The 24,766-nt window shown below is 68.3% G+C and carries 18 protein-coding genes and 1 pseudogene; 7 read left to right on the plus strand and 12 right to left on the minus strand.

Features of this window, described 5'->3' with window-relative positions; all coding sequences use genetic code 11:
- Positions 1-124 precede the first annotated feature (124 nt).
- Positions 125-1,735 (minus strand): GMC family oxidoreductase, encoded by a 1,611-nt coding sequence (locus BLW84_RS13260; RefSeq protein WP_093265363.1) that lies wholly within the window; start codon positions 1,733-1,735, stop codon positions 125-127.
- Positions 1,736-1,990: 255 nt separating this feature from the next.
- Between BLW84_RS13260 and BLW84_RS13265 the strand changes: the two are divergent.
- The 3 genes and pseudogenes from BLW84_RS13265 to BLW84_RS13275 form a co-directional block, all read left to right on the plus strand.
- Positions 1,991-2,158, plus strand: a pseudogene (locus BLW84_RS13265) (ISAzo13-like element transposase-related protein); the annotation flags it as partial.
- Positions 2,159-2,625: 467 nt separating this feature from the next.
- Positions 2,626-2,970: a hypothetical protein gene (locus BLW84_RS13270; RefSeq protein WP_093265364.1), complete on the plus strand. Its 345-nt coding sequence runs from the start codon at positions 2,626-2,628 to the stop codon at positions 2,968-2,970.
- A gap of 314 nt (positions 2,971-3,284) precedes the next feature.
- On the plus strand, positions 3,285-3,896 hold the full coding sequence (locus BLW84_RS13275) for an SMI1/KNR4 family protein (protein WP_093265366.1): 612 nt from the start codon (positions 3,285-3,287) through the stop codon (positions 3,894-3,896).
- Positions 3,897-4,173: 277 nt separating this feature from the next.
- Here the strand turns inward: BLW84_RS13275 and gad are convergent, their stop codons facing one another.
- Together gad and BLW84_RS13285 are read right to left on the minus strand one after the other, a co-directional pair.
- Positions 4,174-5,607, minus strand: coding sequence for a glutamate decarboxylase (gene gad / locus BLW84_RS13280; RefSeq protein ID WP_093265367.1), 1,434 nt, complete (start codon positions 5,605-5,607; stop codon positions 4,174-4,176).
- 245 nt (positions 5,608-5,852) lie between these two features.
- On the minus strand, positions 5,853-6,428 hold the full coding sequence (locus BLW84_RS13285) for a TetR family transcriptional regulator (protein ID WP_093265369.1): 576 nt from the start codon (positions 6,426-6,428) through the stop codon (positions 5,853-5,855).
- 100 nt (positions 6,429-6,528) lie between these two features.
- Between BLW84_RS13285 and BLW84_RS13290 the strand changes: the two genes are divergently transcribed.
- On the plus strand, positions 6,529-7,245 hold the full coding sequence (locus BLW84_RS13290; protein WP_093265371.1) for a CPBP family intramembrane glutamic endopeptidase: 717 nt from the start codon (positions 6,529-6,531) through the stop codon (positions 7,243-7,245).
- 209 nt (positions 7,246-7,454) lie between these two features.
- On the opposite strand, the gene BLW84_RS13295 is transcribed toward BLW84_RS13290, so the two are convergent.
- From BLW84_RS13295 to BLW84_RS13305, 3 genes are all read right to left on the minus strand, one after another.
- Entirely contained in the window at positions 7,455-10,028 is a 2,574-nt protein-coding gene (locus BLW84_RS13295) for a bifunctional YncE family protein/alkaline phosphatase family protein (RefSeq protein ID WP_425441710.1), read from the minus strand.
- Between the two features lie 178 nt (positions 10,029-10,206).
- Positions 10,207-11,571, minus strand: coding sequence for an ABC transporter permease (locus BLW84_RS13300; protein WP_093265374.1), 1,365 nt, complete (start codon positions 11,569-11,571; stop codon positions 10,207-10,209).
- A complete protein-coding gene (locus BLW84_RS13305; RefSeq protein ID WP_093265375.1) occupies positions 11,568-12,497 on the minus strand; it encodes an ABC transporter ATP-binding protein in 930 nt (309 codons plus the stop codon). Before BLW84_RS13305 ends, BLW84_RS13300 begins: the two co-directional genes overlap by 4 nt.
- Positions 12,498-13,415: 918 nt before the next feature.
- Between BLW84_RS13305 and BLW84_RS13310 the strand changes: the two genes are divergently transcribed.
- A complete protein-coding gene (locus BLW84_RS13310; protein WP_245761121.1) occupies positions 13,416-15,668 on the plus strand; it encodes a LuxR C-terminal-related transcriptional regulator in 2,253 nt (750 codons plus the stop codon).
- 485 nt (positions 15,669-16,153) lie between these two features.
- Here BLW84_RS13310 and BLW84_RS13315 read toward each other — a convergent pair whose 3' ends face one another.
- Positions 16,154-16,585, minus strand: coding sequence for a hypothetical protein (locus BLW84_RS13315; protein WP_093265378.1), 432 nt, complete (start codon positions 16,583-16,585; stop codon positions 16,154-16,156).
- Positions 16,586-16,661: 76 nt separating this feature from the next.
- Between BLW84_RS13315 and BLW84_RS13320 the strand changes: the two genes are divergently transcribed.
- Together BLW84_RS13320 and BLW84_RS13325 are read left to right on the plus strand one after the other, a co-directional pair.
- A complete protein-coding gene (locus BLW84_RS13320) occupies positions 16,662-17,201 on the plus strand; it encodes a TetR/AcrR family transcriptional regulator (protein ID WP_093265380.1) in 540 nt (179 codons plus the stop codon).
- Between the two features lie 452 nt (positions 17,202-17,653).
- Positions 17,654-18,214 (plus strand): hypothetical protein, encoded by a 561-nt coding sequence (locus BLW84_RS13325; protein WP_093265381.1) that lies wholly within the window; start codon positions 17,654-17,656, stop codon positions 18,212-18,214.
- Positions 18,215-18,497: 283 nt separating this feature from the next.
- On the opposite strand, the gene BLW84_RS13330 is transcribed toward BLW84_RS13325, so the two are convergent.
- The 5 genes from BLW84_RS13330 to BLW84_RS13350 form a co-directional block, all read right to left on the minus strand.
- Positions 18,498-20,798 (minus strand): PQQ-dependent sugar dehydrogenase, encoded by a 2,301-nt coding sequence (locus tag BLW84_RS13330; RefSeq protein ID WP_093265383.1) that lies wholly within the window; start codon positions 20,796-20,798, stop codon positions 18,498-18,500.
- Positions 20,799-20,893: 95 nt separating this feature from the next.
- Positions 20,894-21,565, minus strand: coding sequence for a hypothetical protein (locus tag BLW84_RS13335; RefSeq protein WP_093265384.1), 672 nt, complete (start codon positions 21,563-21,565; stop codon positions 20,894-20,896).
- Positions 21,566-21,584: 19 nt separating this feature from the next.
- Positions 21,585-22,460, minus strand: coding sequence for a sugar phosphate isomerase/epimerase family protein (locus BLW84_RS13340; protein WP_093265386.1), 876 nt, complete (start codon positions 22,458-22,460; stop codon positions 21,585-21,587).
- Complete coding sequence (locus BLW84_RS13345; protein ID WP_177226439.1) at positions 22,457-23,614, minus strand: dihydrodipicolinate synthase family protein; 1,158 nt, start codon at positions 23,612-23,614, stop codon at positions 22,457-22,459. Before BLW84_RS13345 ends, BLW84_RS13340 begins: the two co-directional genes overlap by 4 nt.
- Positions 23,611-24,765 (minus strand): Gfo/Idh/MocA family protein, encoded by a 1,155-nt coding sequence (locus BLW84_RS13350; RefSeq protein WP_177226440.1) that lies wholly within the window; start codon positions 24,763-24,765, stop codon positions 23,611-23,613. The genes BLW84_RS13345 and BLW84_RS13350 overlap by 4 nt, the downstream gene beginning before the upstream one ends.
- Between the last annotated feature and the right edge of the window lies 1 nt (position 24,766).

Here is a 24,766-nt window from a genome sequence, read left to right on the forward strand (position 1 = left end):
CCGACGAACGGCACCCCTGGGCCTCGAGATAGTTCGGATTGCATGCAGTTCCTGAACGACCGGGATGGTTCCACCTGCGGGAGGGTGATGAAACATCCTGGAATCTTCGGTGAGCTAAGGGCTTTCAGCCCTGGATCAGGTCTGCGCAGCGTTCGCCGATCATGATTGAGGGGGCGTTGGTGTTGCCGCCGATGATGGACGGCATCACCGAGGCGTCCGCGACTCGGAGGCCGTCGATGCCGAGGACCTTGAGGTCCGGCCCGACCACTGCTCGTTCGTCCGCGCCCATTCGGCAGGTTCCCACCGGGTGGTAGACGCTGTGCACGTAGTCCGGGAGGACCCGGCGCAGCTCCTTCTCGTCCGAGTACTGCTGGCCCGGTCCGATCTCGCCCTGGTTGTCGCCGACCCCGTCCATCACTTCTCGCACCATCTTGATGCCTTCGAGAAGCACGTCGCTGTCCTTGCCGACCTTCAGATACGCGGGGTCGATCAGCGGCGCGGCCAGCGGGTCCGCGCTGGACAGGCGAACCGTGCCGCGGCTTTCGGGGTAGATCAACGTCGGGAAGACGCTCTGCCCGGGCTTCGTCGAAGGCGGTCGCACCGCCTTGTCGGAGTCCTGGTTCGGAATCGGGTAAACCCAGTACAGGCTCAGCAGCTGGAGGTTCGGGACCGAACCGGCGTGCGACGTGCGCACGAAGCCGGTCGCTTCGAACTGCGAGCCGCCGGCCCAGCCCGAGCCGGGGCGGAACCACTCCCGGGCGAGGCCGCGCGCGAAGTACGACGGGGTCGGCCTGCGCAGGGCCGAGTCCATCCGGAACGACACCGGCACGAAGAGGTGATCGTGGAGGTTGTCCCCGACCGGCAGGTCCGCCCGCACCTCGATGCCGTGCTCGCGCAGGTGGTCCGCCGGGCCGATGCCGGACAGCATGAGGAGCTGAGGGGAACCGAACGCTCCAGCGGACAGGATGACCTCGCGACCCGCCCTGATGACGCGTCGGCTGCCGTTCTTGCCGACGACCTCCACCCCGGTAGCGCGTGAGCCGTTCAGCACCACCTTGGAAACGGTCGCATTGGTGACGATGGTGAGATCGTCCACCGAATCGTTGTGGAGGTATCCCTTCGACGCGGAGTACCGCACACCAGGATCGGCGCTGAGCTGGACGGCCGCGATGCCCTCCTGGCCTTCCGCGTTGTAGTCGTCGAGCATCGGCACGTCGAGGCGGCTCGTCGCCGCGTCCATGAAGCCCTTCGCGGCCTCGGTCAGGCCATCCTGCTTCCGGACGCGGATCGGACCGCCCGCCCCCCGGAAGTCGTTCGCACCGCCCTCCCAGTGCTCCAGGCGCTTGAACGCCGGCAGGACGTCGTCGTACGACCAGCCCTTGCAGCCGTCGTCCGCCCAATCGTCGTAGTTCTCGCGGTTGCCCCGGACGAAGAGCATGCCGTTGACCGAGCTGGATCCGCCCAGCACCTTGCCTCGGGTCTGGGGAATCTTGCGGTTGGCCGCATGTTCCTGGGGGACCGACTTGTAGCCCCAGTCGAAGAACTTCTTCAGCTGCGGCGTGGAGTGCACCACCGCGATGGCACCCGGGATGCTCAGCAGGCTCTTCAACGGCCCTCGGTCGTCCCGGGCACCGGCTTCGACCAGGATGACGCTGGATCCCCGCTCGGCGAGTCGTCGCGCCACGGCACATCCGGCGCTGCCCGCGCCCACAACGACGTAATCAGCCTCAGACATCCCGACGCCTTTCACTGCAAGCAGACCTTGTTCGGACGAGTGGCAGTTCAAGCGTCGGTAAGGTTAGAACACGTTCTAGATACTTGTCCATACGCGCATCGCAGAAACCGCACCTGACAGCACTGACAACGCGCTGAGTCCGATCACGTCGATGCGCCCCCCGTGGAACAGGTTCTGCGCACTAGTTCGCAGCGTGGCGAGGCGCGGGCGACCTGCGAACACTCCGCCGCCTGATCGGCCACGGTGTGGCGTCCGGCCGCCGAGCTCACCGCCCAGGGGCATCGGATCTCCGCGGACACGGTCGCGGACTTGCTGCGGGAGGAGGATTTCGGCCTGCAGGGCAACGTCAAGACTGTGGAGGGAAAGCAGAATCCCGATCGGGACGCGCAGTTCCGCCGCCAGCAGGGCAATTCGCCAGATCACGCAACTCTTCCAGCAGGTCGGGCACGCCACGCCAACCGCAGACCAACGGCTGTACTCCGCGGCAGACCTGACCGCGCTGGCAACCAACCTGGGCATCAACCCCAAGCCAGGCACGGAGGCAACCTTCTCGCAGTGCTGCCGCTGGGTCGGCGAATGGCGGATCGCCGAGCGCAAGCTGCGAGGAACTACATCCACCTCGAGTCCGGCCACGGCCATGACCAACAGAAATCCGCGTCCAGTTGGCGCTCGGCGCGGTCGAGCGGTGGAAGGACGGCGACGACGTTTCATCGGAAGTCCGGGCAGCGTTAGCGGCGGCGTGGGCGCATTGGCTGAAGTCGCGGGCGAAGGGAGACGATCGGGCAGTCTCACATGTCCGAACGGCGCGAGATGGCTGCGGTTTCCCTTTTTCGGTGGAAGTTTTCGGTTGAATCGGTGCTGCAATCGACATCCGATGAAGGGATTCGCCAATGAAGCAGTCAACCAAGCGCCGGGCCGGCCGCGGTCTCGTGCTGGTCGCAACCCTGGGTGCGGCACTGGTCACGGCGACGGTCGGCACCGCCGCAGCCGCCACCCCGGGCCAGTTCACCTTGTGCTCCAAGGGAGGCTACGACTCCTACGCCGCCTTCCCGGATTCGAACTCGTCCACTGTGATCGTCCCCGACGGGCAATGCATCACGCTCGGCATCAGCGGCACGGAGCGGTACGAGATCCGCATCGCGAGCAACGACGAGAGCATGGGAGGCGGCACGTACGACCCGCGCGAAGGGGTGACCGTCACCACCGTCGAAGGGCCCGGCTTCTTCTGGTCCTGACGGCAGGCGGGGCAGTGCGGACATCGTGGCGCACGGTGTCGGCACTGCCCTGTTCGCGTCCGACCTGGGCCAGGTGGGGGGATATCCCGCCGGCAACAGATCTTCGCGCAGCCGCACCAGAACCTTGACCGTTCGACCCCGGCGTACATCTCAACGCGCGCCGAGTAGTCGTCCTGTACCCAGCCTTGCTCGGTCTTGTTCGTGATGAACGGCTCGCACACCCGTTCACTGTCCGACAGTGGTGTCGGGCGTGGTGACCGACCAGAGCGCAGGTTGGTGTTGGTGAGGTCCCGACGCGTTAGGGTTCCTCTGTGATGAGAGGTGAGGACGTCAGTCCGGGCGTGGTGGCCGCGAGTCGTCTGGCTGAGTTGGGTTGCTGCGTGATCGCGCCGGGGTTGACCGATGCGGAGTTCGCCCGCATCGAGGGCGAATACGGTTTCGAGTTCGCCGACGATCATCGAGCGTTCCTCGCGGCGGGATTGCCGGTGAACAGCCCTTTCGAGCCGGAACCGGGGGTCTGCTACGCCTGGGAGAAACCGTGGCCCGAGTGGCGTGACGGCGACCCTGACGAGCTTCGTGAGCAGCTCAACTGGCCGGTCGAGGGCGTATTGCGGGCGATTGAGAGCAACGGGCACTGGAATCCGGCCTGGGGTGCGCGGCCAGACGCACGTGAGGAAGCGGTGGCGGTGGCTCGACGGTTGCTGGCGGACGCGCCCAAGATGGTCCCGGTCTATGCGCATCGGTTTCTGCCTGCAGGACGCGGCAGTTTCGGGCACCCGATTCTGTCTGTGTGGGGAACGGACATCATCTGCTACGGGACTGACTTGATCGACTACGTCGACCAAGAGTTCAAGGAACCCCGGCCCGAGCACCCGGACGGCTGGTCGCCGCAGGCCACCGTGTCGTTCTGGCGCGACTACCTTTGACTGCGACACCGGGTTTCGTGGCGAAGGACCGAGCCGCGGCGTCCCTGCCGATGGTGTGATCGGTTCAGGCATCGCGAGGACGTTGTTGGCCGTGGTGTCGTGGGTGAGCTCGGTGACGACGGCGCAGAGCGTGGTGATCTTGGCTTTGAGGTGTGCCTCATTGTCCTCAATGGACAGACAACGAGTAGGTGCTTCGCGGCTCGGTGGGTCTCGCCGCACGGCGGAAAGCGTCTAGCGGCCGCGCCGGGATCGCGTGCCGTGCGGCGGCCCCGCCGGTTCAGCCCCGCTGCGGGATGCCGCTGCCGTGCGCGAACGAGCTGTGCTCCACGCCGCGCACCGGTTCGGGCTGCCGCCGCAGTTCCGCGATGGATCGTTCGAGATCCTCGACCAGGAGATCCGCGAGGTCGTGGGTGAAGCCGTTGCGAACCACGATCCGCAGCACCGCCAGGTCGGTGCGGTCTGCCGGGAACACGTAGGCCGGGACCAGCCAACCGCGTTCCCGCAGGTGCGCCGACACGTCGAAGACCGAGTAGTCGGTGACCTCCTCGCGCAGCGTGAAGGCGAACACCGGCAGCTGGTTCCCTCGGGTGAGCAACCGGAACGGCCCGAGCCCGGCGATCCGGTCGGCCAGCGAGGTCGCCACGTCCCGGCAGGTTTGCTGAACCCTGCGGAAGCCATCGAAGCCCAAGCGCAGGAACGCGTAGTACTGCGCGACCACCTGCCCGCCTGGCCGGGAGAAGTTCAGCGCGAACGTTGGCATGCTGCCGCCGAGGTAGTTGACGTCGAAGACGAGATCCTGCGGCAGCGCGACCGAATCCCGCCACACCACCCAGCCCACGCCCGGGTAGACCAGGCCGTACTTGTGCCCGGAGGTGTTGATCGAGGCGACTCGGGGCAGCCGGAAGTCCCAGCGCAGGTCGGGGTCGCAGAACGGGGCGATCATCGCTCCGGAGGCGCCGTCGACGTGCACCGGGATGTCCCAGCCGCGCTCGGCGGACAACCGGTCCAGCGCGGCGCAGATCTCGGCCACCGGCTCGTAGCTGCCGTCGTAGGTGGAGCCCAGCACCGCCACCACCGCGATGGTGTTCTCGTCGCAGCGGGCGACGGCTTCGGCGGCGTCGAGGTGGAAGCGCTCCCCCTCCATCGGCACCAGTCGCGCCTCGACGTCCCAATAGTTCGCGAACTTCTCCCAACAGACCTGGACGTTGGCGCCCATCACGACGTTCGGCCGGTCGGCCGACCGGCCGGCCGCGCGCCGGGCGTGCTGCCAACGGCGTTTGAGCGCCAACCCCGCCAGCATGCACGCCTCGCTGGAACCGGTGGTGGAGCAGCCGATGGTGGACTCGGGGTCGGGGGCGTGCCACAGCTCAGCGAGCATCCGCACGCAGCGCTGCTCCAGCGCGGCCGTGCGCGGGTACTCGTCCTTGTCGATCATGTTCTTCTCGAAGCACTCCGCCATCAACCGGTCGGCCTGCGGTTCCATCCAGCTGGTGACGAACGTGGCGAGGTTGAGCCGCGCGTTGCCGTCCAGCATCAGCTCGTCGTGCACGATCTGGTAAGCCACGTCGGGATCGAGCTCCCGCGCGGGCAACCGGTTGCGCGGCACCTGCGCCGGTTCGGCGACGAACACCGGGTTGATCGACAGGTGCTCGCGGCGGGAATCCCGGCTGCGCCGGGTGTTGCGGCGATGCTCCCGGTTCCGTGCGGTCATGGGTGCCAACGCTAGGTCAGCCGACCACCGACCGCAGGGCGCGAAAGCCGCCCAGTCGCACGGGAGCGCCGCGACACCGGAAGCTCCCCGACCGCCGCGTCCGGCGGGACGCCGCCCCACCGCCCGGGGCCGTCGATCCGCCCGCGGGAGCGCTCAACGGGGCCGGTGGTCCACGACGCCGTGCCCGATCCCGTGTCGAGGAAGAACCTCGCGCGGTGCACAGCAGCTTCCCCGCGACGTGTAGGTCAGGAAATGATGCGCTCGGCGAACCAGCGGAGGGCCGTTCTCGCTGCCGCCAGATCGACGCGGTCGGGGAAGAGGAACAGGTCGAGGTTGAGTCCGTCGATCAGGGCGAGAACGCGTGTGACGTGAGCGTCGACGTCGGCCGGCGCGACATGCCCCTGGCCGGCGAGCGTGCCGAACCAGCGGAGCAGCGTCTCCTCCGAGGCCCGGTGCCCGCTCTTGAGGATCTCCACGACTCCCGCGTCGCCGCCGAGGGCTAGCCGGTTCAGCTCGGCCCAGCTGGTCAGGGCCTGCATCTGTTCGTCGGACTGCGGCACGAACTGCTTGAGGCAGTCGTACAGGCGGGTGGCCGGATCGCGGCTGTCATCGGCGATGTCGAGGTCGTCGAGAACGTGGGTGACGAGCTGGCTCGCGACCGCCTGATAGAGGTCGGCTTGGGACGGGAAGTAGTGCCGCAACGTGCTCGCCCCAACGCCGGCTGCGGCTGCGACGGACCGGACGCTCAACGCTCCGACGCCTTGCTCGTACGTCAGCCGGAGGGCCGCGGCGAGGATCTCTTCCCTCCTGCTCTTGTTCACGAAACCAACCCTAGCACGGCGTACCGGTACGCCGTGCTAGCGTCGGTACAGCGTACTAGTACGCTGTACCAACGCTGTAGCGTCCAATCGGGAGCATCGAATGAACGAAATTCCCCGCCCGGTCCTGGCCGAGGTGCCGGTCGAGAGGCCGTCGCGTCCCGGCTGGCCCGAGATCGTCGCTGGACTGGCTGCCTATGCGGTCTTCGAGGTGGTCGTGATCGTGTATCTGCAGAATGCCGTCCTGTCGGCCGCTATGGCGGGTTTCGTCGGGTTCGTGCTCTCTGCGGTGATGGGGCTTGGTGCCTTCGCGGTCGCCGCCTTGCTGCGGATCCGCCGGCTTGCGCCGTTCGGCGTGCGGCGCACGAGCGGGCGGTCATTGCTCGCCGCCGTCGGGTTCGGTGTCCTCGCCTGGGTGCTAGCCGCGATCGCCTCGCTGCTCTACCAGGCCGTCACGGACGATCACCAGAACGTCCAGGTCGACTACCAAGCGGCCGCTGCGGGCGGCGTCGTCTGGTACCTCGCGACCGCGGTATCCGGGTTCGTCGCCACCCCGATCGGCGAGGAACTCATCTTCCGCGGGGTGCTGGCCAACGCCCTGGGGCGCTACGGGACCTGGATCAGCGTGCTCGCCAGCGCCACGGTCTTCGCGCTCGTACACGGCCTCAACCCAGTGCTGCCCGTCGCGTTCGTGATCGGCGTCGTCAACGCACTGCTGCTGCGCCGTACCGGTTCGGTGTGGCCCGGCATCGTCGTCCACGGCGTCAACAACGCGCTCGCCATGTCGGTGCCCGTGATCGTCGCGCTGGCGAGCAGCTGAGCCGACGCACGCTCAGCCGGATGTGGGGCCATGAGGATCGCGCCATCGGGGACCGGCATGTTCGCGCCGGCCAAGTCGACGGGTCGACCGGCGGGTGTGCGGGTGATTCGCTTGATGGCCCATATCCCGTACTTGCCGCACAGGAAAGCGAAGGGCCCCTGACCAGTGGTGAAGCCGGCCAGGAGCCCTCTCGATGCGATCAGCCTACGTCAGCCGTCGGAGTCCCGGGACGGGATCGCAGCACCCGGCACGTCGGCCGGGGCGTAGAACGTGTCCTCACCCGGGAACGGCTTCTCCCAGCCCGTCGCCTCGTACCAGCCGAGGTGGTTCAGCTGCGCGGGGTTGAACGCGTCGACCTTGTCGGCCGTCCCGTTCGCGTGCTGCTGGGCCTTCCAGTCGGCCCACCGCAGCGCGAGCTGCTGCTTGTCCGCGGGCACCGAGGTGGTCGTCAGAGCCGGCTGGGCCGGGACGTCCGCGCCACACTCGGGCATCGTCTTCAGGCCGTCGGTCAGCGGCACCTGGTTGGGCACCGCGTTGTACGGCGTGAAGTCGGCGTGCGGGCTGAACGCCCGACGCATCGGCGACGCCGCGGTGTCCTTCTGGTTCATCGGCTGGATGCCGAGGATCTGCTCCACGGTGCGGAGCATGGTGATCTGGCTGCCGTAGTGGCTGTCCACCACGCCGTGGTTGGCCCACGGGCTGATGATCTGGATCGGCGCGCGGTGGCCGTCGACGTGGTCGGCAGCGGCCTGCGAGTCGTCCTCGACCACGAAGATGGCGGTCTCGGGCCAGTACTTGCTGTGCGAGATCGTGTCCACGAGCTTGCCGAGCGCGAGGTCGTTGTCCGCGACCTGAGCCGGGCCGCTGGCCGGCCCACCGGTGTGGTCGTTGGACAGCCACATCATGTTCAGGTTGGCAGGGCCGTTCTTCTCGAAGTCCTGCTTCCAGACCTCGTACTTGTAGACGTCCGGAACATTCAGGTCGTACTTCGGGAAGCCCGGCACCGAAACCTCGTTCAGCGATGGGATCGCCGAACCGACCTTGATCGGGTAAGCGCTGGGCTGCCCGGTCGCGGCCATGTTCTTCGCGTCGCACCAGTACTTCTGCCAGGTCGCACCAGCCGGCTTCTGCTCGAAGTTCTGGAACTCACCGAAGTTCTTGACGGACTTGCCGGCGACCTTCGCACCGGTCCAGATGAAGCCGGACCGCTGGTGCCCCAGCACGTCGTCCTCCGTGTCGTAGCTACGGATGTACTCACCCGCGGTCGACTCGGTGTACTCCGGGTTGTCCGCCTGCGTCACCCAGCTGTGCCCCTCGGCGGAGTTGGTGCCGGTGTCGTAGATGTTGTCGTACAGACCGAACTGGCGGGCCAGCGCGTGGTTGTTCGGCGTGACCTTCTCGCCGTAGGAGGCCAGCGACGGATCACCGTTGCCCTGCGGCATGTCCCCGAACATCTGGTCGTAGGTGCGGTTCTCCTTGACGACCCAGTACACGTACTTGATCGTCGAGGGGTCACCGAGCTTGACCGGAACCGGGACCGGCTGCGCTTTGCCGTTGTTGTCCGCCATGGCCAGCGAGTTGCCGCGCCAGCCGTTCTGGGTGAAGACCTTGCCGGTCTCGCCCTTGATCACGTCATCGCTGGGCAGCGTGAAGTGCGTCAGGCTCGAGGTGGTGTCGTGTGTGCGGTGCTGGTTGGTGGTCGAGCGGCGGGCGTCGATACCGCGGGTGTTCGTCACGACGATGTCGTTGCCGACCTCGGCGATCTCCGACGGGAAGTAGTCCGTCGGCAGCAGACCGATGAAGCTGACCGGCTCCAGCGGGTTGGCGTACTTGTACACCGCGATCGCGTTCGCGCGGCCCAGCGTCACCAGGAGGTGACCATCGTCGGTCACGGTCACCGCGGTCGGCTCGTAACCCACCGAGGCCTCCGGCCACGGCTGCGTCGCGATGGTCTGGATCACCTTGTCGCTGGCCATGTCGATGACCGACACGGTGTCCGACGCCGTGTTGGTGACGAACAGTGCGCCGTTCTTCGCATACAGCGCGGTCGGGTGCAGACCCACGTCGATGCTGCCCGGGGTGGCGGCCGGGTCGGCGACGTCGATGACGCTCACGGTACCGGTGGTGGAGGCACCGGTGTCCCCGTTTGCCGGCACCTGGGTGCCGTAGGAGTTCATCGTCGTCTCGCCCGGCAGGGCCGGACGGCCACCCTCGTTGCTGACGTACAGCTTGCCACCGACCAGATTCAGGTCACGCGGGGCGTTGCCCACGTTCCAGCTCTGCTTGACCGCACCGGTCGCGACGTCGATCGCCACGACGCGGTTCTGGCCGTTGACCGCCGAGTACACCGTAGAGCCGTCGGCCGAGAACACCGCCTCGCCGACCAGCGCGCGCTTGCCGCCGACCGCGGCGATGGGCACGAACGTCGGGTTCGCAAGCGTTCCGTCGGCGTTCACGGTGAACTTGCGGTACCCGTCGGCCTGGCCCAGCCACAGCGACGTGCCGTCGGGCGAGTACGTCGGGCCTTCCTGCCCGATGTCGTTCCCCGGGATACGCAGGTTCGCCGCGGCGTTGTTGCCGATCAGCTGCTGAACCTTGTAGCTCTTAAGGTCCACAATGGACAGCGCCATGCCGCCATCGGTGATCGACGCCGCCATGTGCGTGCCGTCCGGGCTGATCGCCGACGACATGATCTTGCCGTTGTTGATGACCATCCGCTCGCCGTAGGGGGCGAGGTACTGGTCGGAGGAGATGACCAGGCCGTTGTCGGTGGTCTGGCCCACCTGGTCGGTCCCGAACAATTCAGTCTGGGCGAATCCGATACCGGTGCCGGTGACGGCGAGGGCTACCGCCGACGCGCCCGCGGTGACCAGGCGTATCGGACGGCCACCTCGTCGCCCGAGAACCCGGAAACCGGCATTCTCGGAGCGCCGACGATGACGCTTTACCTGCATTGTTGAGTTATCCCTTCGGGATGGTGGAAAGCAGCTCGACGTTGCCGTCGAACTGCCATAGCGGGTTCGGCACATCCCCTGCCGGGGTGCGCACCAGGAAGTAACCGTTCACTTCCTTCGGCCCGTCGCCGTCAGCGACGAACCGCCCGTCTGCGGTGACGTCGAGCTGGTAGATCGCCGTCCCCACGGCCTCGACGCCAGGGAGATGCCACGAGACGACGCAGCGCCAGTCGTTGCCCGGCCCCTCGGGAGCGATCATGCCGCCGCCCTTGTTGCACGCCGCCGTGGCCGCCAGCTGCGCCTCGGTGACATCGGGCCGGTTGAGCTGCTCGGTCTGCAGGCGGTAGAGGTGGGCGAACGCCGTGGCGAGCGACCGCTGCACCTTGTCCTGCTCGATCCCGGAACCGGTAGCGCCCGTCACCGGGATCACGACCGCGGCGGTGACGGCGAAAACCCCGACCAGCGGCAGCAGCCCCAGCGTGATCGCGCGGCGCCCGGCGCCGTCGTAGGTGAGGTTCGTGAAGTCCCGCCGCAGGAAAAGCACGTAGGCCAGCGCCGTCGCGGCCACGGCCCACACCAGGCTGACCACGATGCCGATCACGAGCGGCCCCAACTGCATGGGCGTGGTGAACAGACCGTTCCAGGAGATGAAGGCGTAGGTGGGCAGCGCGAGCCGCACCGCGACGGGCACCGGCATCAGCTGCACGAACTGCATGATGAAGGCGACGACGATAGGCATCAGCAGCCCCATCGGCGACCGTCCGAATGCGACGGACCCGAGCAGCCCGATCGCCGCGAGTGCGAGGGTCGGCGCGAGCACGCAGGCCCAGGCGAGCAGTACCTTCCCTGCGGCGTCGCCCGGCGCGAGCAGATGCCCGTCGAGCCCGATCAGCTCCCGGCCGCCAACCGCCACGAGCCCACCAACGACGCTGGAAACGGTCAGCCCTACCACGAGAACCAGCAGGACCGTGAGGCTGGCCAGTGCCTTCGCGGCGAAGATCCGCCGCGGCGACCGGACCGCCACCAGCAGGTGGCGCCAGGTACCGAGCCGGTCCTCGGAGGCGAACACGTCACCGGCGACCAGCGAGGCCAGCAGCGGAAGGGCGTACAGGCCCGAAAAACCCAGCAGTACCAGCGATCCGGCCCACCCGGTGTCGTTCATCCAGCGGCCGAAGAGGGTGTCGACGGGCAGCGTCGTCTGCTGGCTCACCGCGATGATGAACAGCGCGGGCGCGATCCAGCAGGCAAGGACCAGAAGGCGTACCCGCCACTGCGAAAGCAGCTTGACCAGCTCGAAGCGGTAACCGCGCGCCGTCGAGACCGGACGGGCGGCGGGAGCGGAAGCGGGGGCGTCGGTAAGGGTCGCGGTCATTGGTTGGACTCCTGCTGCTCGGTCAGTGCGAGGAACGCGGCCTCCAGCGGTGACACCACGGGCGCAAGCTCACGCACCGCGACGCCGGCCTGCACGAGCCGCGCCACCAATTCGTCAAGGGCGGGCACCGGCGCGCTCACCACGAGCACCTCGGTGTCCTGCCCATCGACGACGCGGATCCCTGCGACATCGGCGGCCAGCCTGCGGGCGGCCTCCGAGTCGGAGGTGCGAATCCGGTAGTCGAGTTCCTGGTTCTCGGTGGCGAGCTTGCTCAGCGGCCCGGAGAACACGACCCGTCCGGTGGCGACGATGGTGACCTCGGAGCACAGTGCTTCGAGGTCGTCCATCCGGTGGCTCGAGAGCACGACGGAGGTTCCGTCGTCCGCGAGCCGGGTAAGGACGCGGTGCACGTGCTGCTTGCCGGCCGGGTCGAGGCCGTTGGACGGCTCGTCGAGCACCAGCAGACGCGGCTTGGTCAGCAGCGCCGCGGCGAGCCCGAGGCGCTGACGCATGCCGAGTGAGAAACCACGGACCCGGTCGTCGCCGACATCGGTGAGCCCGACCTCGTCGAGCACATCGTCGATCCTCGCCGTCTTCGCATCACCGCCCCGAAGTACGGCCAACGCGGCGAGATTCTGCTTGGCGGTCAGCGAGGGGTAGAGCCCGGGACCGTCGACGAAACCCGCGACGGCGTCAGGACCGGTCAACGCCCGGCCGACCGGCGTACCGAGGATTTCGAGAGTGCCGCTGTCAGCGACGGCCAGACCCAGCAGCAGGCCGAGCAAAGTCGTCTTGCCGGCACCGTTCGGCCCGACCAACCCGTGGATCTGCCCCTGCGCCACATCCAGATCGATGCCGTCGAGCGCGACGACATCCCCGAAACACTTGGTAATCCCACGAGCCCGCACTGCCAGGGGTGTGTCCATGGTTCCCTTCCTCAAGAAACGCTAAGAAACTTAGGCACGGCAACTAGCGCGGGCAGGGACGCCGGCTGAACGTTCGGGAAACAGAGGGCGACCGGGATCCCGCCGAGTCGTCAGCTGGATCACGCGGTCAGACACTGACGACTACAACGCGCCCGAATTCGACTTCGCCTGCCGCCTGGTCTATGACCACATGGCCTCATCCCCGGCATCGCCACCTGTGTCCCATGACGACGCGCCCAGCGGTGCTGCGGTATGAGTGTGGACAGCAAGCCCGGTCTGCAGGCTAGGTCCGAGGATGGCCGTTACCTGGCGATCTCTGCACGGCGAGGTGTGTCTGCTTCACTGGGCTCGGCCACTCCGCTGGCTGGTACCCCCCGACGCGCTGGAAGCCGAGCGGACGGTGTCCCAAGTGGACGCGGTGTGCGTCAATGGTTCGTCGAGGTGCGCCGAGACTTGCCGAACACGGTGAGCATAGGTGGAGCTGACTGGATCCACATACAGGACGCCACCCGGCGAGAGCTGGCGCGAGGAGGTCCCGCGGGACCGTTCCGGGGCCACGATGGAACGTGCTGGTGTCCGTCGATCCGTGCCGCCGAGACCGACCTGTGCCAGGTCGGCGGACGTCGGCGTGACCGACCGGAGGCCGCCGTCGATGACTGGATGACCACCACCGACACGGGAGGCGACCACCTACCCGATGCAGTATCGCTCGGCGCAGAGGCTGCTCTGCCGTCGGCGGCTAGGTGCTCCCGTTCCGTCTGCGCGGTGGCGTTCCCGCACGTCAACCCTCGCTTTCGGGGACAGATCACTGGGCCCGCAGAGCTACCATGCCTTGGTAGAGGTGGTGTCGGGTGAGCAGCGGTGTCGAGTCGGGGCGTGGGTCGGCTTCCGGCTGAGTTGACGGGGTTCGTTGGCCGTGTGGAAGCCACGGTCGATGTGAAGCGTGCTCTGGGATCGTCTCGGTTGGTGACGTTGACCGGTGTGGGTGGGACCGGTAAGTCGCGGTTGGCGCTGCATGTCGCGTGGGAGTTGCGGCGGGCGTTTGCTGATGGCGTGTGGCTGGTGGGTTTGGCTGCGCTGCGGGATCCGGCGCTGTTGAGGGATACGGTCGCGTCGGCGTTGGGTTTGACCGACCGGTCGAATCGGGATCCGGAAACGGTGTTGGTCAACTATGTGGCGGAGAAGCGGTTGTTGCTGGTACTGGACAACTGCGAGCACCTGCTGGATGACAGCGCGCATCTAGTGGCCCGCCTGTTGCGGGCTGCGCCGGGACTGCGGGTCCTGGCCACGAGCCGGGCCCCGCTGGACATTACAGGTGAGTACGTGTGGCAAGTTCCCCCGCTGTCGCTGCCACCGGAGGGTTCGCCACCGTCTGCGGACTGCGGCCGCCGGTACGAGGCGTTGGAGTTGTTCGAGCAGCGGGCAGCCGATGTCGTGTCCGGGTTCGCCCTGACCGACGACAACACGGCGGCGGTGGCCCGATTGTGCCGGCGGCTGGATGGGTTGCCGCTGGCGATCGAGCTGGCCGCAGTCCAGCTGCGGACGCTGAGCGTCGAGCAGATCCTGGAGCGGCTGCAAGACCGTTTCCAGTTGCTCGCGCATGGCGACCGGGCCGCGCCGGCTCGGCATCAGACGCTACGAGCGGCGATCGAGTGGAGCTTCGAGCTGTGCACGGAGCTCGAGCGCACGGTGTGGGCCAGGTTGTCCGTGTTCCCGGGCGAGTTCGACATGACCGCAGCCGAGGATGTGTGTGTCGGCGAGGGAGTGCTGGTCGAGGAAGTGTTCACCGGGGTGGCTGGGCTGGTCGACAAATCCCTGTTGATCAAGCGCGGGGAAACCCAGGGCGCTCGATACCGGATGTTGGAAACAATCCGCCAGTACGGCAGAGAGCAGCTTTCCAAGGAGAAGGAAGAAACTGTCCGCCGGCGGCATCGGGATTACTACCTGCGCCTGGCCGAACGGGCGGAAGCGGACTGGTTCGGCCCCGACCAGGCGCAGTGGCTGGAGCGATTCCATGCCGAGCAGCCCAACGTGCGGGTGGCGTTGGAGTTCTGCCTCACCCGACCCGGTCAGGCCCGCACCGGGTTGCGGATGGCCGGCGCGCTGTACTGGTACTGGATCGTGCGTGCCGTCCGGGACGGCCGGTGGTGGCTGGAGCAGGCGCTGGCCTGTGACACCGAGCCCAGCCCCGAGCGGGCCAACGCACTGTGGGGTGTCGGCTATCTCGCCGTCATTCAAGGCGATACCGCGTACGCTCTCGTGGTCCTGTCCGAATGCGTTGACCTGGCCCGAGTATTCGACGACGAGATCACACTGGGGCACGCGCAGCAGTTTCTCGGGTTGGCCAGGTGGTTCGCTGACGAGTTACCGGCGGCGGCCGCAGCGTATGAGCAGGCAGTGGCTCACTATCGAAACGCGGGCGCCCAGGGCTCGTTGCCGGCCGTGGTGTTGTGCTGTCTGGGCACGGTCGTGGGCATGTTGGGTGATTCCGAGCGCGGGGTCGCGCTGTGCCAGGAGTGCGTCACCGACTGCCAGGCCAATGGTGAACGATGGGGGCGGTCGTGGGGGTTGTGGCACCTGGCCCTCGCTCACTGGCTTCAGCGCGATCTGCCGCAGGTGACCGCGTATGCGACGGAGGCCCTCCGGCTCAAGCATGCTCTCCACGACCACTTGGGCATCTCGTGGTGTGTGGAGATGCTGGGTTGGGTGGCCGCGGCCGAGGAGGACGCCCAGCGGGCCGCCGTTCTTTTCGGTATGGCCGATACATTGTGGGAGCAGATCGGCGAATGGCTGACGGGTTGGGCGACTGCGCGCGAGTGGAGCAGTCAGTGCCAGACCAAGGCTCGCGACATTCTCGGTAGCCGCGTCTACGAGGCCGCCCTCCAGCAGGGCAAGCGCTTCACGCTCGAGGAGACCGTGGCTTACGTGCTAGGCGAACAACCACACACGGAGCCCGTCGCCCCTGTCGCCGCGTCCGAGCTACCGCTGACCCGGCGCGAGCGCGAGGTCGCCAAGCTGGTTGCCCAGGGCATGTCCAACAAGGACATCGCCGTCACCCTCATGGTCGCCCGGCGCACCGCCGAGTCACATGTCGAACACATCCTCACCAAACTGGGCTTCACCTCCCGCACCCAGATCGCGGCCTGGTTCACCGAGCAGGGCTTTCGGTAACAACGGAGCCAGGAACACCGCCAAGGTGTCCAGTTTGCCGGACCAACGCCGGTTCCCTGCGGCTCCCGTTGATGGTGCTGGCCCACCCAGCGCGGGGGCGCGTAATTTTCGGTCGTGTCGGTCGATGGCGGACGCCATCCCGAGTAAACCGCCATCCTCGCGGCGGTCGACGGCGACATCACTTCGGCCACCGCTCGCCCATGGCGCGCAGGAGCGTGGTGCAGGTGAGGTTGACGATGTTCAAGGGGCGGCCGTGGCTGGTCCTGGGGTGTTCGATCCATCAGGGGAGGTGATGGAATTCTGGAGCGCTGCGGGCTGACTGGCGGGCCGAAGACGGTGGGCAGGCCCGACCAGCACGGCGAGTCAGATCGAGTATGACGCGAGCGCCCATGGCACGACGACCCTGGCGATGCTCCCAGGAAGCGTGGTGCGGACGCGATCAGCGTGTCCGGAGCCGCGTGCGGCGGCGGTCGCGGATCACTGCATCACGCCACGGCCCTTGCGGTCGACCAGGCCGCCCAGCTCCGGCTGAGCACATACGCGGCCAGCAGGATGACCGTGACCGCTCCGTCGGCGATCAGCGCCACGCCGGCGCCGTCGGTCCCGCTGCCGAAGGACAAGGCGGCCAGGGTCAGGCCGAGCTTGTTGAGGATGGCGAGCTCCCAGATCCCGGCGTAGAGCCGGGGGCGGTAGGCCAGCAGCAGGAACACGCCCGCGAAGACACCGAAGCCGAGCATGCGCCAGGTCTCGACCATCCGTGTGGCAGGTCCGGCGGTTGCGACGGTGCCCACTGCGCCGGCCACTGCGGCGACGGCGCCAGCGGCGGCGAGGACGAGCAGGGCCCGCGCGACGCGGTCACGGATCCGCGCGGATCCGGTGCCGGTCTCGACGTGACGGGATGGGGCATGAGCGGGCATCGACGCCACCTTTCACCCTAACGGTGTTAGGGCGCTAATCTAACACCGTTAGGGTCATTCTGGGGAGGCGGGACGGATGGCTTCCCACGCACTGAGTCGGCTCACCCCACGAGCCCGGGAGATCGTGCAGACCGCGCGGCAACTCCTCGAGCGGGAGGGCCCCGACGCGCTATCGATGCGCCGCCTCGCCGCCCAACTCGGGATCCGCGCCTCCTCGATCTACGAGCACCTCCGCGACAAGCAGGCACTGGAGGCGGCGCTGATCTCGGTCGGCTTCGAGGAGCAAGCCGAACTGTTCGCGCAGGCCGTCCATCGATCCGACGCCCCGATCGCCGCCCTCGCTGCCGCGTACCGCGACTTCGCGCGCCGCCAGCCGAACCTCTATCGGCTGATGACCGAGCGGCCCCTGCGCCGCGACCTGCTCGCCTCCGGCGTCGAGGAGGCGGCCGCAATGCCGCTCCTCGACGCCACCGGCGGTGACCGTGAACGTGCACGGGCCATCTGGGCCTTCGCGCACGGCATGGTCATCCTCGAGTTGAACCAACGCTTCCCATCCGACGCCGATCTCGACGCGGCCTGGAGCAAGGGCATCGACGTATTCCACGGCACGGGCTGAGCACCGCCTACTCGGTAAGAGGGCGAGTGCAGGCCAGGCGCGGACGAGGGCGCCGCTCCTTCTGGGGCTCCGTCCGCGCGGTTTCCTGCCACGAGGACCTGCCGGTACTGCTGGATGAACTCCGGCCGGCACTGCGTACAAACAACGTTCTGGTCACCATCAATAACGGTCCCGCGCTCCAAGCCTGGCCGTCCGGTGCAGCGCCTGACCAGACACCACTGTGGACGGTCTGTGCTGATCTCGATGACAGCGCAACTGATCTGCGGATTTCTTCTTGCGGGAACCGGGTTCCGGGACCGCGGTTGGTATCGAGGGGATTACGGTTGGCGGGAATTCTGAACCGCCACCGGGTGGGCCGCATCTGAACAACTGTCGCACCGACAGCTGGAACCGACTCCTCCGGCGCGTCGGGCGGCACGCGGCACTGCACCCCAAGAGGAGAAACACCGACCATGACTCACGCCCCCACCGCCGCGCCTGCGCACGTGCACGTGCCGAAGCGACCGGTGACGCTGCTCATCCTGCAGATCTTCGCCGGACTGTCCGGACTGCTGCCGGTCGTCGCCGGGATCCTGAACTTCGCCGGCGGCCGCCAGCTGGCCGAGGACGAGCTGGTCAACAACATCGACCGCATCGAGCCCGGCCTGCTGGACGAGGCGGGCCTCAGCGAGGACGCGTTCGTCGAGCTGATGCGCAGCACTGGTCAGTGGGACGGCTTCGTCACCGGATTCCAGGGCGCCATGGCCACCTGGGCGGGTGTCGAGATCGGCTTTGGAATCCTGGTGCTGGTGTGGACGATCTTCGCCCGTACGATCTGGGCCCGGGTGCTGCTCACCGTGTTCTCAGTGCTCGCCTTCATCGTCCACTTCGCCGCCATCGGCACCTCGGCCATGGGATCGGACATGGTCGGCGGGACGCTCATGGCCGCTTGGCCCTGCTGCCTGCTGACGCTCGTGTTCTGCTGGCTCCCGCCGATCAACCGCTACGCCAAGGCGGTGAAGCCGGCTCGCTGACCGCGGCCGCGGGCTGCGGAGATCGAGGCCCGTCGGGAAACCGGCGGGCCTCACCGCCCAACGACCGGTGACCGTTTGGAAGCAGTCGTTAGGCGGCGTGCGACCAAGTCGCGGTGGTGCGCAGCACCGTGTCCGGGCGCACCAGCACCCCGTCTCACCTGTGCGGACGAGGTTATCGGCAAGGGCAGCGCTTGTCGGCTGGTGCGCCGCGCGGCTTGGCGTTGCACCCGCCCCCGATCCAGGTGACGCGGGGCGCGGGTGGGCCGCACCCCGCGTCGGGGCTTCAGCGTTGGAAGAAGCGGCGGTACTGATTGGCTATCGCATCCGCTTCTACCGCCGTGTTCAGGAACATCAGCGAGTCCATCCGGCAGTTGCAGGGGTTTCGCTCCGCCGTGTTCTGCGGGAAGCTGCCGCCGATCTTGATCCCTCGCGGGTTCGTCCTCGTCGTTCCCGACCCGTCGAGCTGCCACGGATCGCCCGGGACCGCGTAGAAGCCGGGGAGCGGTTCGCCGTTGCGGTAGAGGGCGATTTCGCCCTTCGTGTAGTCGAACGTCGCCGCCAGGTGCACCCATTCGCCGGGCGGGAGCAGCTCGCGCCAGTCCTGCTGGGCGGCGAACGTCTGGGAGCTGCCGCCGTCGATGCGGCGACCCAGCCCCACCAGCCGCAGTTCACCGTCGACCTGGATCAGCTCCAGCAGCGCCCGGACGTCGTGGCCGTCGGAGTTGCCGCTGAGGATCCCGGCGAGACCGACGGCGTTGTACCGGTCGCCCGGGTCCGGGGTGTTCGAGTTGGGGCTGGGGTTCTCGCCGGTCATCTTGAACCAGCCCATCACGGTCGCGCCCTCGGTGCCGTTGAACGCGCTGAGCGACGAGACCCCGTTGCCGTCCCAGACACCGGCTTTCCAGTCGTCGTTGCCGGCCACTTCGGGGTTGACCTGCCGCGTTTGGAGGGCGTTGTTGCTGCCGGGGAACGCGCCGTCGGCCACCCGCATGTCCTCGCCGCCGCCCAGCAGGCTCAGCAGGGTGCGGGACGCGCCGCGGTCGAGCTCGCGGGAATCGTCGGCGGCGAAGGGGCGCTCGAAGTCGTAGTAGGCGACCAGGTTCCGCTGCACCTGCTCGGTGACCTCCGAGCCGGGGGCCGCGCGCGTTCCGGCCACCTTCCAGATCTTGCCGTTGGCCTTGGCGAGCAGGTACAGGTTGCGCTGCGAGTCCGTGCCGAAGCGCAGGTCCACCCGGCCGTCCCCGACGAAGTCCGTCATCCGCATCTGCTTGCCCGCGGTGTCGAACAGCTGCAACTCGTGCAGGGGCGCGCGTTCCGCGCCGCGCTTCATCCGGTTGACGTCGGTGTAGAACACGCGGCCGTCCACCAGGTCGCCGAAGACGTACTTGCCCCGCAGCAGCGGAAATTCCGCTCCCCGGTACACCTGACCGCCGGAGATCGCGTGGCCGCTGTCGGAGTTGCACGGCCAGCCCTGCGGCGGATCGTGGTCGTAGGCGGCGACCGGGTAGACGTAGCCGTACTTCTCGTCGTCCGCCGGCAGCGGGTACAGGTAGCACTGGTTCTCCGGGCGGAAGGTGAAGTCGCCCTCGCGCTCGCTCCACCCGTAGTTGTCCCCGGCGCGGACCTCGTACACCGCCTCGATCGCGTGCTGGCCGATGTGGCCGAGGTACATCGCGTGCCGCCCCTCGGGATCCCAGCTGAACCGGTGCGGGTCGCGCATGCCGATTGCGTAGATCTCGCCCAGCGCGCCGGGTGTGCCGACGAACGGGTTCGACGCCGGAATGCCGTACTGGCCGTTCGGGCCATCGTTGCCCGCCGGGTCGATCCGCAGGATCTTGCCCGCCGGGGTGCTCATGTCCTGCGGCACATCGGAGTCCAGACCGATGCCGCCGTCACCGACTCCCAGGTACAGCAGGCCGTAGTCGGGGTCGCCCGGCTTGGCGGTGGGGTTGAAGTCGATCTGCTGGATCGCGTGGATCTGGGTGGTGAACCCGAAGCGGAAGATCTCCCGCTGGGAACCCGAGAACACGTCGGCGGCCGGATCGTCGGCGGTCCACTCGGTCACCACGCTCTGCACGGACGCGTTCGGCTGGTTCGGATAGGTCGGCTCCTCGGAGTCGATGGCCGCCTTGTCCTCGCTGTGCACCGTGTAGAACTTGCCGTTGCGCGCGAAGTCGGGGTGGAAGGCGACGAATCCGAAGCCGCTGCCCATCCCGCGCCCGGAGAAGAAGTGCTCGAAGCGGGCCTTGAAGTCCAGGTACACGTGCTGCTGACCGCCGTCCAGCAGGTACAGCGGGCCGTTGAGGTCGGGCACGAACATCCGGCCGGAGCCGTCGGGCACCTCGCCGATGTAGTTGATCCGGTTGTGCCGGATCAGCCGCGGGTCGGTCGCCGGTGGCGTCGCCTCGGACGCGGGCAGCTGCGCGACCTCCTGGAGCACCAGGCCGAGCCGGGACTGCTGCGGCTCTTCGGGGATCGGATCGATGATCGGTTCGTCGGCGGCACCGGCCGCCGGTGGTGCTAACAGGGTCGCTGCGGCCACCACTGCGGTGATCGCGGCGCACCAAGATCTGCGCACGCGCATGGTCGGACTCCATCCCTCGCCGTTGTGGGTCGGTCATGCATCGCAGGCGGCCGGCGGAAACCGGCGGACTGCGGGAGAAAAGCCGGAAACCGCTGTCAGGAAGCGGGGGTGCCGATGATGGTGACGTCGCGGACGCGCCCGTAGTTGTCGAACGAGCCGAAACCGACCCGGCCACCGGAGAAGGTGGTGTCGGTCGCGGTCATCAGCGGCTCGTCGGCGCCGTCGACGTGCACCGCGATCTCACCCGTCGCGGCGCGGTAGTCGAGTCGGACGTCGTGCCAGTCGGTGTCGTCGATGGCGGGCGGTGCGCCTGTGGTGCCGTCCCACTGGTCGTCGATGCGGACCCGGTCGGCGTTGTCGACGACGAAGATCCCGTTGTGCGGGTAGATCGTGTTGTCCTGCGACAAGTGCGCGTAGTAGAAGCGGGTTGGGGACCGGTAGTTGAAGATCAGCACGACATCGCGGTCGTTGCGGGTCACCGGTTCGTCGATGCGGACCTCGCCGGTCAGGCTCAGCGAGCCGAACTCCGGTCCTTTCCGGACGATGGCGTACTCGAACGGACGGCGCGGGCCTTCCGGCGGCACCCCGCGATCGGTCATGACCACCTGACCGGCGGTGAACTCCCACTTCTCCGGAGTCAGCGGGGCCCAATGCCGGTCCGTGGCGGCCGGTCGGACCACCACGAGCCCCGGGGCGGCGGACGCGGCCGGGATGGCCGTCGCGCAAAGGCCGACGACCAACCCGGTGAGCAGTGTTCGTCTTCTCATGTGGACTTCCTCCTGGCGGCTAGAGGTGCGGCTCCACGAATTCGACGTATCGGCGGGTCATGGTGGCGACGACATCGGAGCCGGGGGCGGCCCAGACGTCGGCGTTGAAGATCTCGACCTCGACGTCCCCGCGGTATCCGGCGGCGGAAACCGCGCGCGTCAGCGCTGCGAAGTCGATGTGGCCGTCGCCCACCATCCCGCGGCTGAGCAGCGTGTCCGCGGGTAGCGGGGTGATCCAGTCGCAGATCTGGTAGCTGACGATCCGCTGCCCGGCGCGCGCGATCTGCTCCAGCACGCCCGGCTCCCACCACACGTGGAACGTGTCGACCACGACGCCGACCACGTCCGGCGGGTGCTGCTCGGCGATGTCCAGGGCCTGGGCGAGGGTCGAGATCACCCCGCGGTCGGCGGCGAAGATCGGGTGCATCGGTTCGATGCCGAGTCGCACCCCGCGATCGCGGGCGTGCGGGACCAATGCGGCGACGGCATCGGCCACGCGCTGCCGGGCGCCGGCGAGATCGCGGTCGCCCGAGGGCAGCCCGCCGGGCACGAGCACCAGTGCGTCGCAGCCGAGAGCTGCGGCCTCGTCGAGGGCGGTGACGTTGTCGCCGATCGGATCGCCGGAGGTGAAGAAACCGCCGCGGCACAGCGAGGAAACCCGCAGCCCGGCATCGCGGACCATCCGCGCGGCGACCGCCAGCCCGGCCTCCGCGACCGGTTCGCGCCAGACCCCGATGGTGCCGAGCCCGGCGGCCGCGCAGCCTTCCACCGCCTCGCGCAGCGACCAGTTGGCGGTGGTGCGCTGGTTCAGCGAAAGCCGGGCCAGCCGCGGGTCACCGGGCTGCGGAGTCGGCACCCGGGCCGGTGCGTTCATCGGCACGTCGCGCGCACTCATGCAGCGGCCCCCGCAGCTTCGAGCCACAACCGCATCCGGTGCGCGGCGAACTCCGGATCGACCAGCAGCTGCGCATCGTTGGCCAGCGCGAAGATCCGCGCCAGGTGCACGATGCTGCGCGCGGACTGCAACCCGCCGAGCATCGTGAAGCCCGGCTGGTGGCCGTTGAGCCAGCTCAGGAAGGTGATCCCGGTCTTGTAGTAGAAGGTCGGTGCGCTGAACACGTGCCGCGACAGCGGGAGCGTCGCATCCATTTCCGCGTCGTAGGTCGCGAGGTCGCCGTCGTCGAGCGCGGCCAGCGCCGCCGATGCGGCCGGGGCGATCGCGGCGAACGCGCCGAGCAGCGCGTCCGAGTGGTGTTGCGAGTCGCCGCGGATCAGCTCCGGGTAGTTGAAGTCGTCACCGGTGTAGAGGCGCACGCCGGCCGGCAGCGCGGCGCGCAGACCGCGCTCGTGCTCGGCCGACAGCAGGGACACCTTCACGCCGTTGACCTTCGCGGCGTGGTCGCGGACGAGGTCGAGGAAGGACTCGGTGGCGGTGGGCAGGTCGGTCGAGCCCCAGTAACCGGCCAGGTGCGGGTCGAAGGCCTCGCCGAGCCAGTGCAGGATCACCGGCTCGGCGACCTGCCGCAGCACCGCGTCGTACACCCGCCGGTAGTCGTCGGCGGCGCGGGCGATGGCGGCCAGCTGGCGGGAGGCCATCACGATCACCTGCGAACCGGTCGACTCCACGAAGCCGACTTGTTCCTCGTAGGCCGCGACGACCTCGTCGAGGGTGGTGGCCTCGGCCCGGTGGTCGGTGCCCGCCCCGGAGGCGATCCGGGCACCGGAGGAGCGGGCCTGATCGGCGCTGCGGCGGACGAGTTCCCGCACCGCGGGCCAGTCCAGGCCCATGTTGCGCTGCGCGGTGTCCATCGCTTCCGCCACCCCGAGCCCGTAGCGGAACAGCTCCCGGCGGAAGGCCAATGTGGACTCCCAGTCCACTGCCGCCGGCGCCCCCGGGGTGTTGTCGCCGAGCGGGTCGGCGACAACGTGCGCGGCGGCGAACGCGACCCGCGAGCCGTACGGCTGCGGATGTTCCTTCCACCGCCTGGGTTCGCGCAGCACGACTTGCGCCCAGGTGCCCTGGCCGGTGGGCAGTTCGATCGCGCTCATGCTGGGCATCCGGTGGGCAGCTCGATGCGGCGGCCCTCTGCCGACGAGGTGAGACCGGCGGCGGCGAGCCGGAGGCCGCGCACCCCGGCCGCCAGGTCGTAGGGGTGCGGCCTGCCGTGGTGCACGTCCAGCAGGAAGCGTTCCCACTGCGCGCGGAAACCGTTGTGGAACTCCGCGTTGTCGGGAATTTCGTCCCACTGGCCGCGGAAGTCCTCGGTGGTGGGCAGGTCCGGGTTCCACGACGGCCGCGGGGTGCGCACCCGGGGCTGGATCCGGCAGCCGAACAGGCCCGCGACCGCCGAGCCGTGCGTGCCGTCGACCTGGAACTCCAGCAGCTCCTTGCGTTCCACCCGCACCGCCCACGACGAGTTGATCTGCGCGATGATCCCGCCGTCGAGCTCGAAGATCGCGTACGCCGCGTCGTCGGCGGTGGCGTCGTAGCGCTGCCCGTTCTCGTCCCAGCGCTGCGGGATGTGCGTTATGGCCTTCGCGGTGACCGCGCGGACCCGGCCGAAGATGTTCTCCAGCACGTAGTTCCAGTGGCAGAACATGTCCAGCACCACGCCGCCGCCGTCCTCGGCCCGGTAGTTCCAGCTCGGCCGCTGCGCTGGCAGCAGGTCGCCCTCGAAGACCCAGTAGCCGAACTCCCCGCGCACCGAGAGGATCCGGCCGAAGAAGCCCGCGTCCACCAGCCGCTTGAGCTTCTGCAAGCCCGGCAGGAAGATCTTGTCGTGCACGACGCCGTTGACGACCCCGGCGTCTTCGGCCGCCGTCACCAGTTCCTCGCCTTCGGCGACGGTCTCGGCCACCGGCTTCTCGGCGTAGACGTGCTTACCGGCGGCCACGGCCTTCAGCACGGCCTTGCGGCGCTCGCTGGTGACCTGGGTGTCGAAGTAGATCTCCGCGGCGTCCTCGGCCAGCAACGCGTCGAGATCGGTGCTCCACTCGGCGATGTCGTGCTGGGCGGCGATGCGGGCCAGCTTCTCGGCGTTGCGGCCGACCAGGACCGGCTCGACCTGGATGCGGCTGCCGTCGGCGAGCGGCACGCCGCCGTCGTCGCGGATCGCCAGCACCGAACGCAGCAGGTGCTGGCGGTAGCCCATCCGGCCGGTGACGCCGTTCATCAGGATGCGGTAGGTGCGGTCGGTCATC

The organism is Saccharopolyspora shandongensis, from assembly GCF_900106995.1.
GTDB classification, from domain to species: Bacteria; Actinomycetota; Actinomycetes; order Mycobacteriales; family Pseudonocardiaceae; genus Saccharopolyspora; species Saccharopolyspora shandongensis.

Coding starts and splice junctions, on each gene's coding strand:
- BLW84_RS13260 (WP_093265363.1), bottom strand. CDS start 1,735: ATGTCTGAGGCTGATTACGTCGTTGTGGGCGCGGGCAGCGCCGGATGT.
- BLW84_RS13270 (WP_093265364.1), top strand. CDS start 2,626: ATGAAGCAGTCAACCAAGCGCCGGGCCGGCCGCGGTCTCGTGCTGGTC.
- BLW84_RS13275 (WP_093265366.1), top strand. CDS start 3,285: ATGAGAGGTGAGGACGTCAGTCCGGGCGTGGTGGCCGCGAGTCGTCTG.
- gad (WP_093265367.1), bottom strand. CDS start 5,607: ATGACCGCACGGAACCGGGAGCATCGCCGCAACACCCGGCGCAGCCGG.
- BLW84_RS13290 (WP_093265371.1), top strand. CDS start 6,529: ATGAACGAAATTCCCCGCCCGGTCCTGGCCGAGGTGCCGGTCGAGAGG.
- BLW84_RS13300 (WP_093265374.1), bottom strand. CDS start 11,571: ATGACCGCGACCCTTACCGACGCCCCCGCTTCCGCTCCCGCCGCCCGT.
- BLW84_RS13305 (WP_093265375.1), bottom strand. CDS start 12,497: ATGGACACACCCCTGGCAGTGCGGGCTCGTGGGATTACCAAGTGTTTC.
- BLW84_RS13315 (WP_093265378.1), bottom strand. CDS start 16,585: ATGCCCGCTCATGCCCCATCCCGTCACGTCGAGACCGGCACCGGATCC.
- BLW84_RS13320 (WP_093265380.1), top strand. CDS start 16,662: ATGGCTTCCCACGCACTGAGTCGGCTCACCCCACGAGCCCGGGAGATC.
- BLW84_RS13325 (WP_093265381.1), top strand. CDS start 17,654: ATGACTCACGCCCCCACCGCCGCGCCTGCGCACGTGCACGTGCCGAAG.
- BLW84_RS13330 (WP_093265383.1), bottom strand. CDS start 20,798: ATGCGCGTGCGCAGATCTTGGTGCGCCGCGATCACCGCAGTGGTGGCC.
- BLW84_RS13335 (WP_093265384.1), bottom strand. CDS start 21,565: ATGAGAAGACGAACACTGCTCACCGGGTTGGTCGTCGGCCTTTGCGCG.
- BLW84_RS13340 (WP_093265386.1), bottom strand. CDS start 22,460: ATGAGTGCGCGCGACGTGCCGATGAACGCACCGGCCCGGGTGCCGACT.
- BLW84_RS13345 (WP_177226439.1), bottom strand. CDS start 23,614: ATGAGCGCGATCGAACTGCCCACCGGCCAGGGCACCTGGGCGCAAGTC.
- BLW84_RS13350 (WP_177226440.1), bottom strand. CDS start 24,765: ATGACCGACCGCACCTACCGCATCCTGATGAACGGCGTCACCGGCCGG.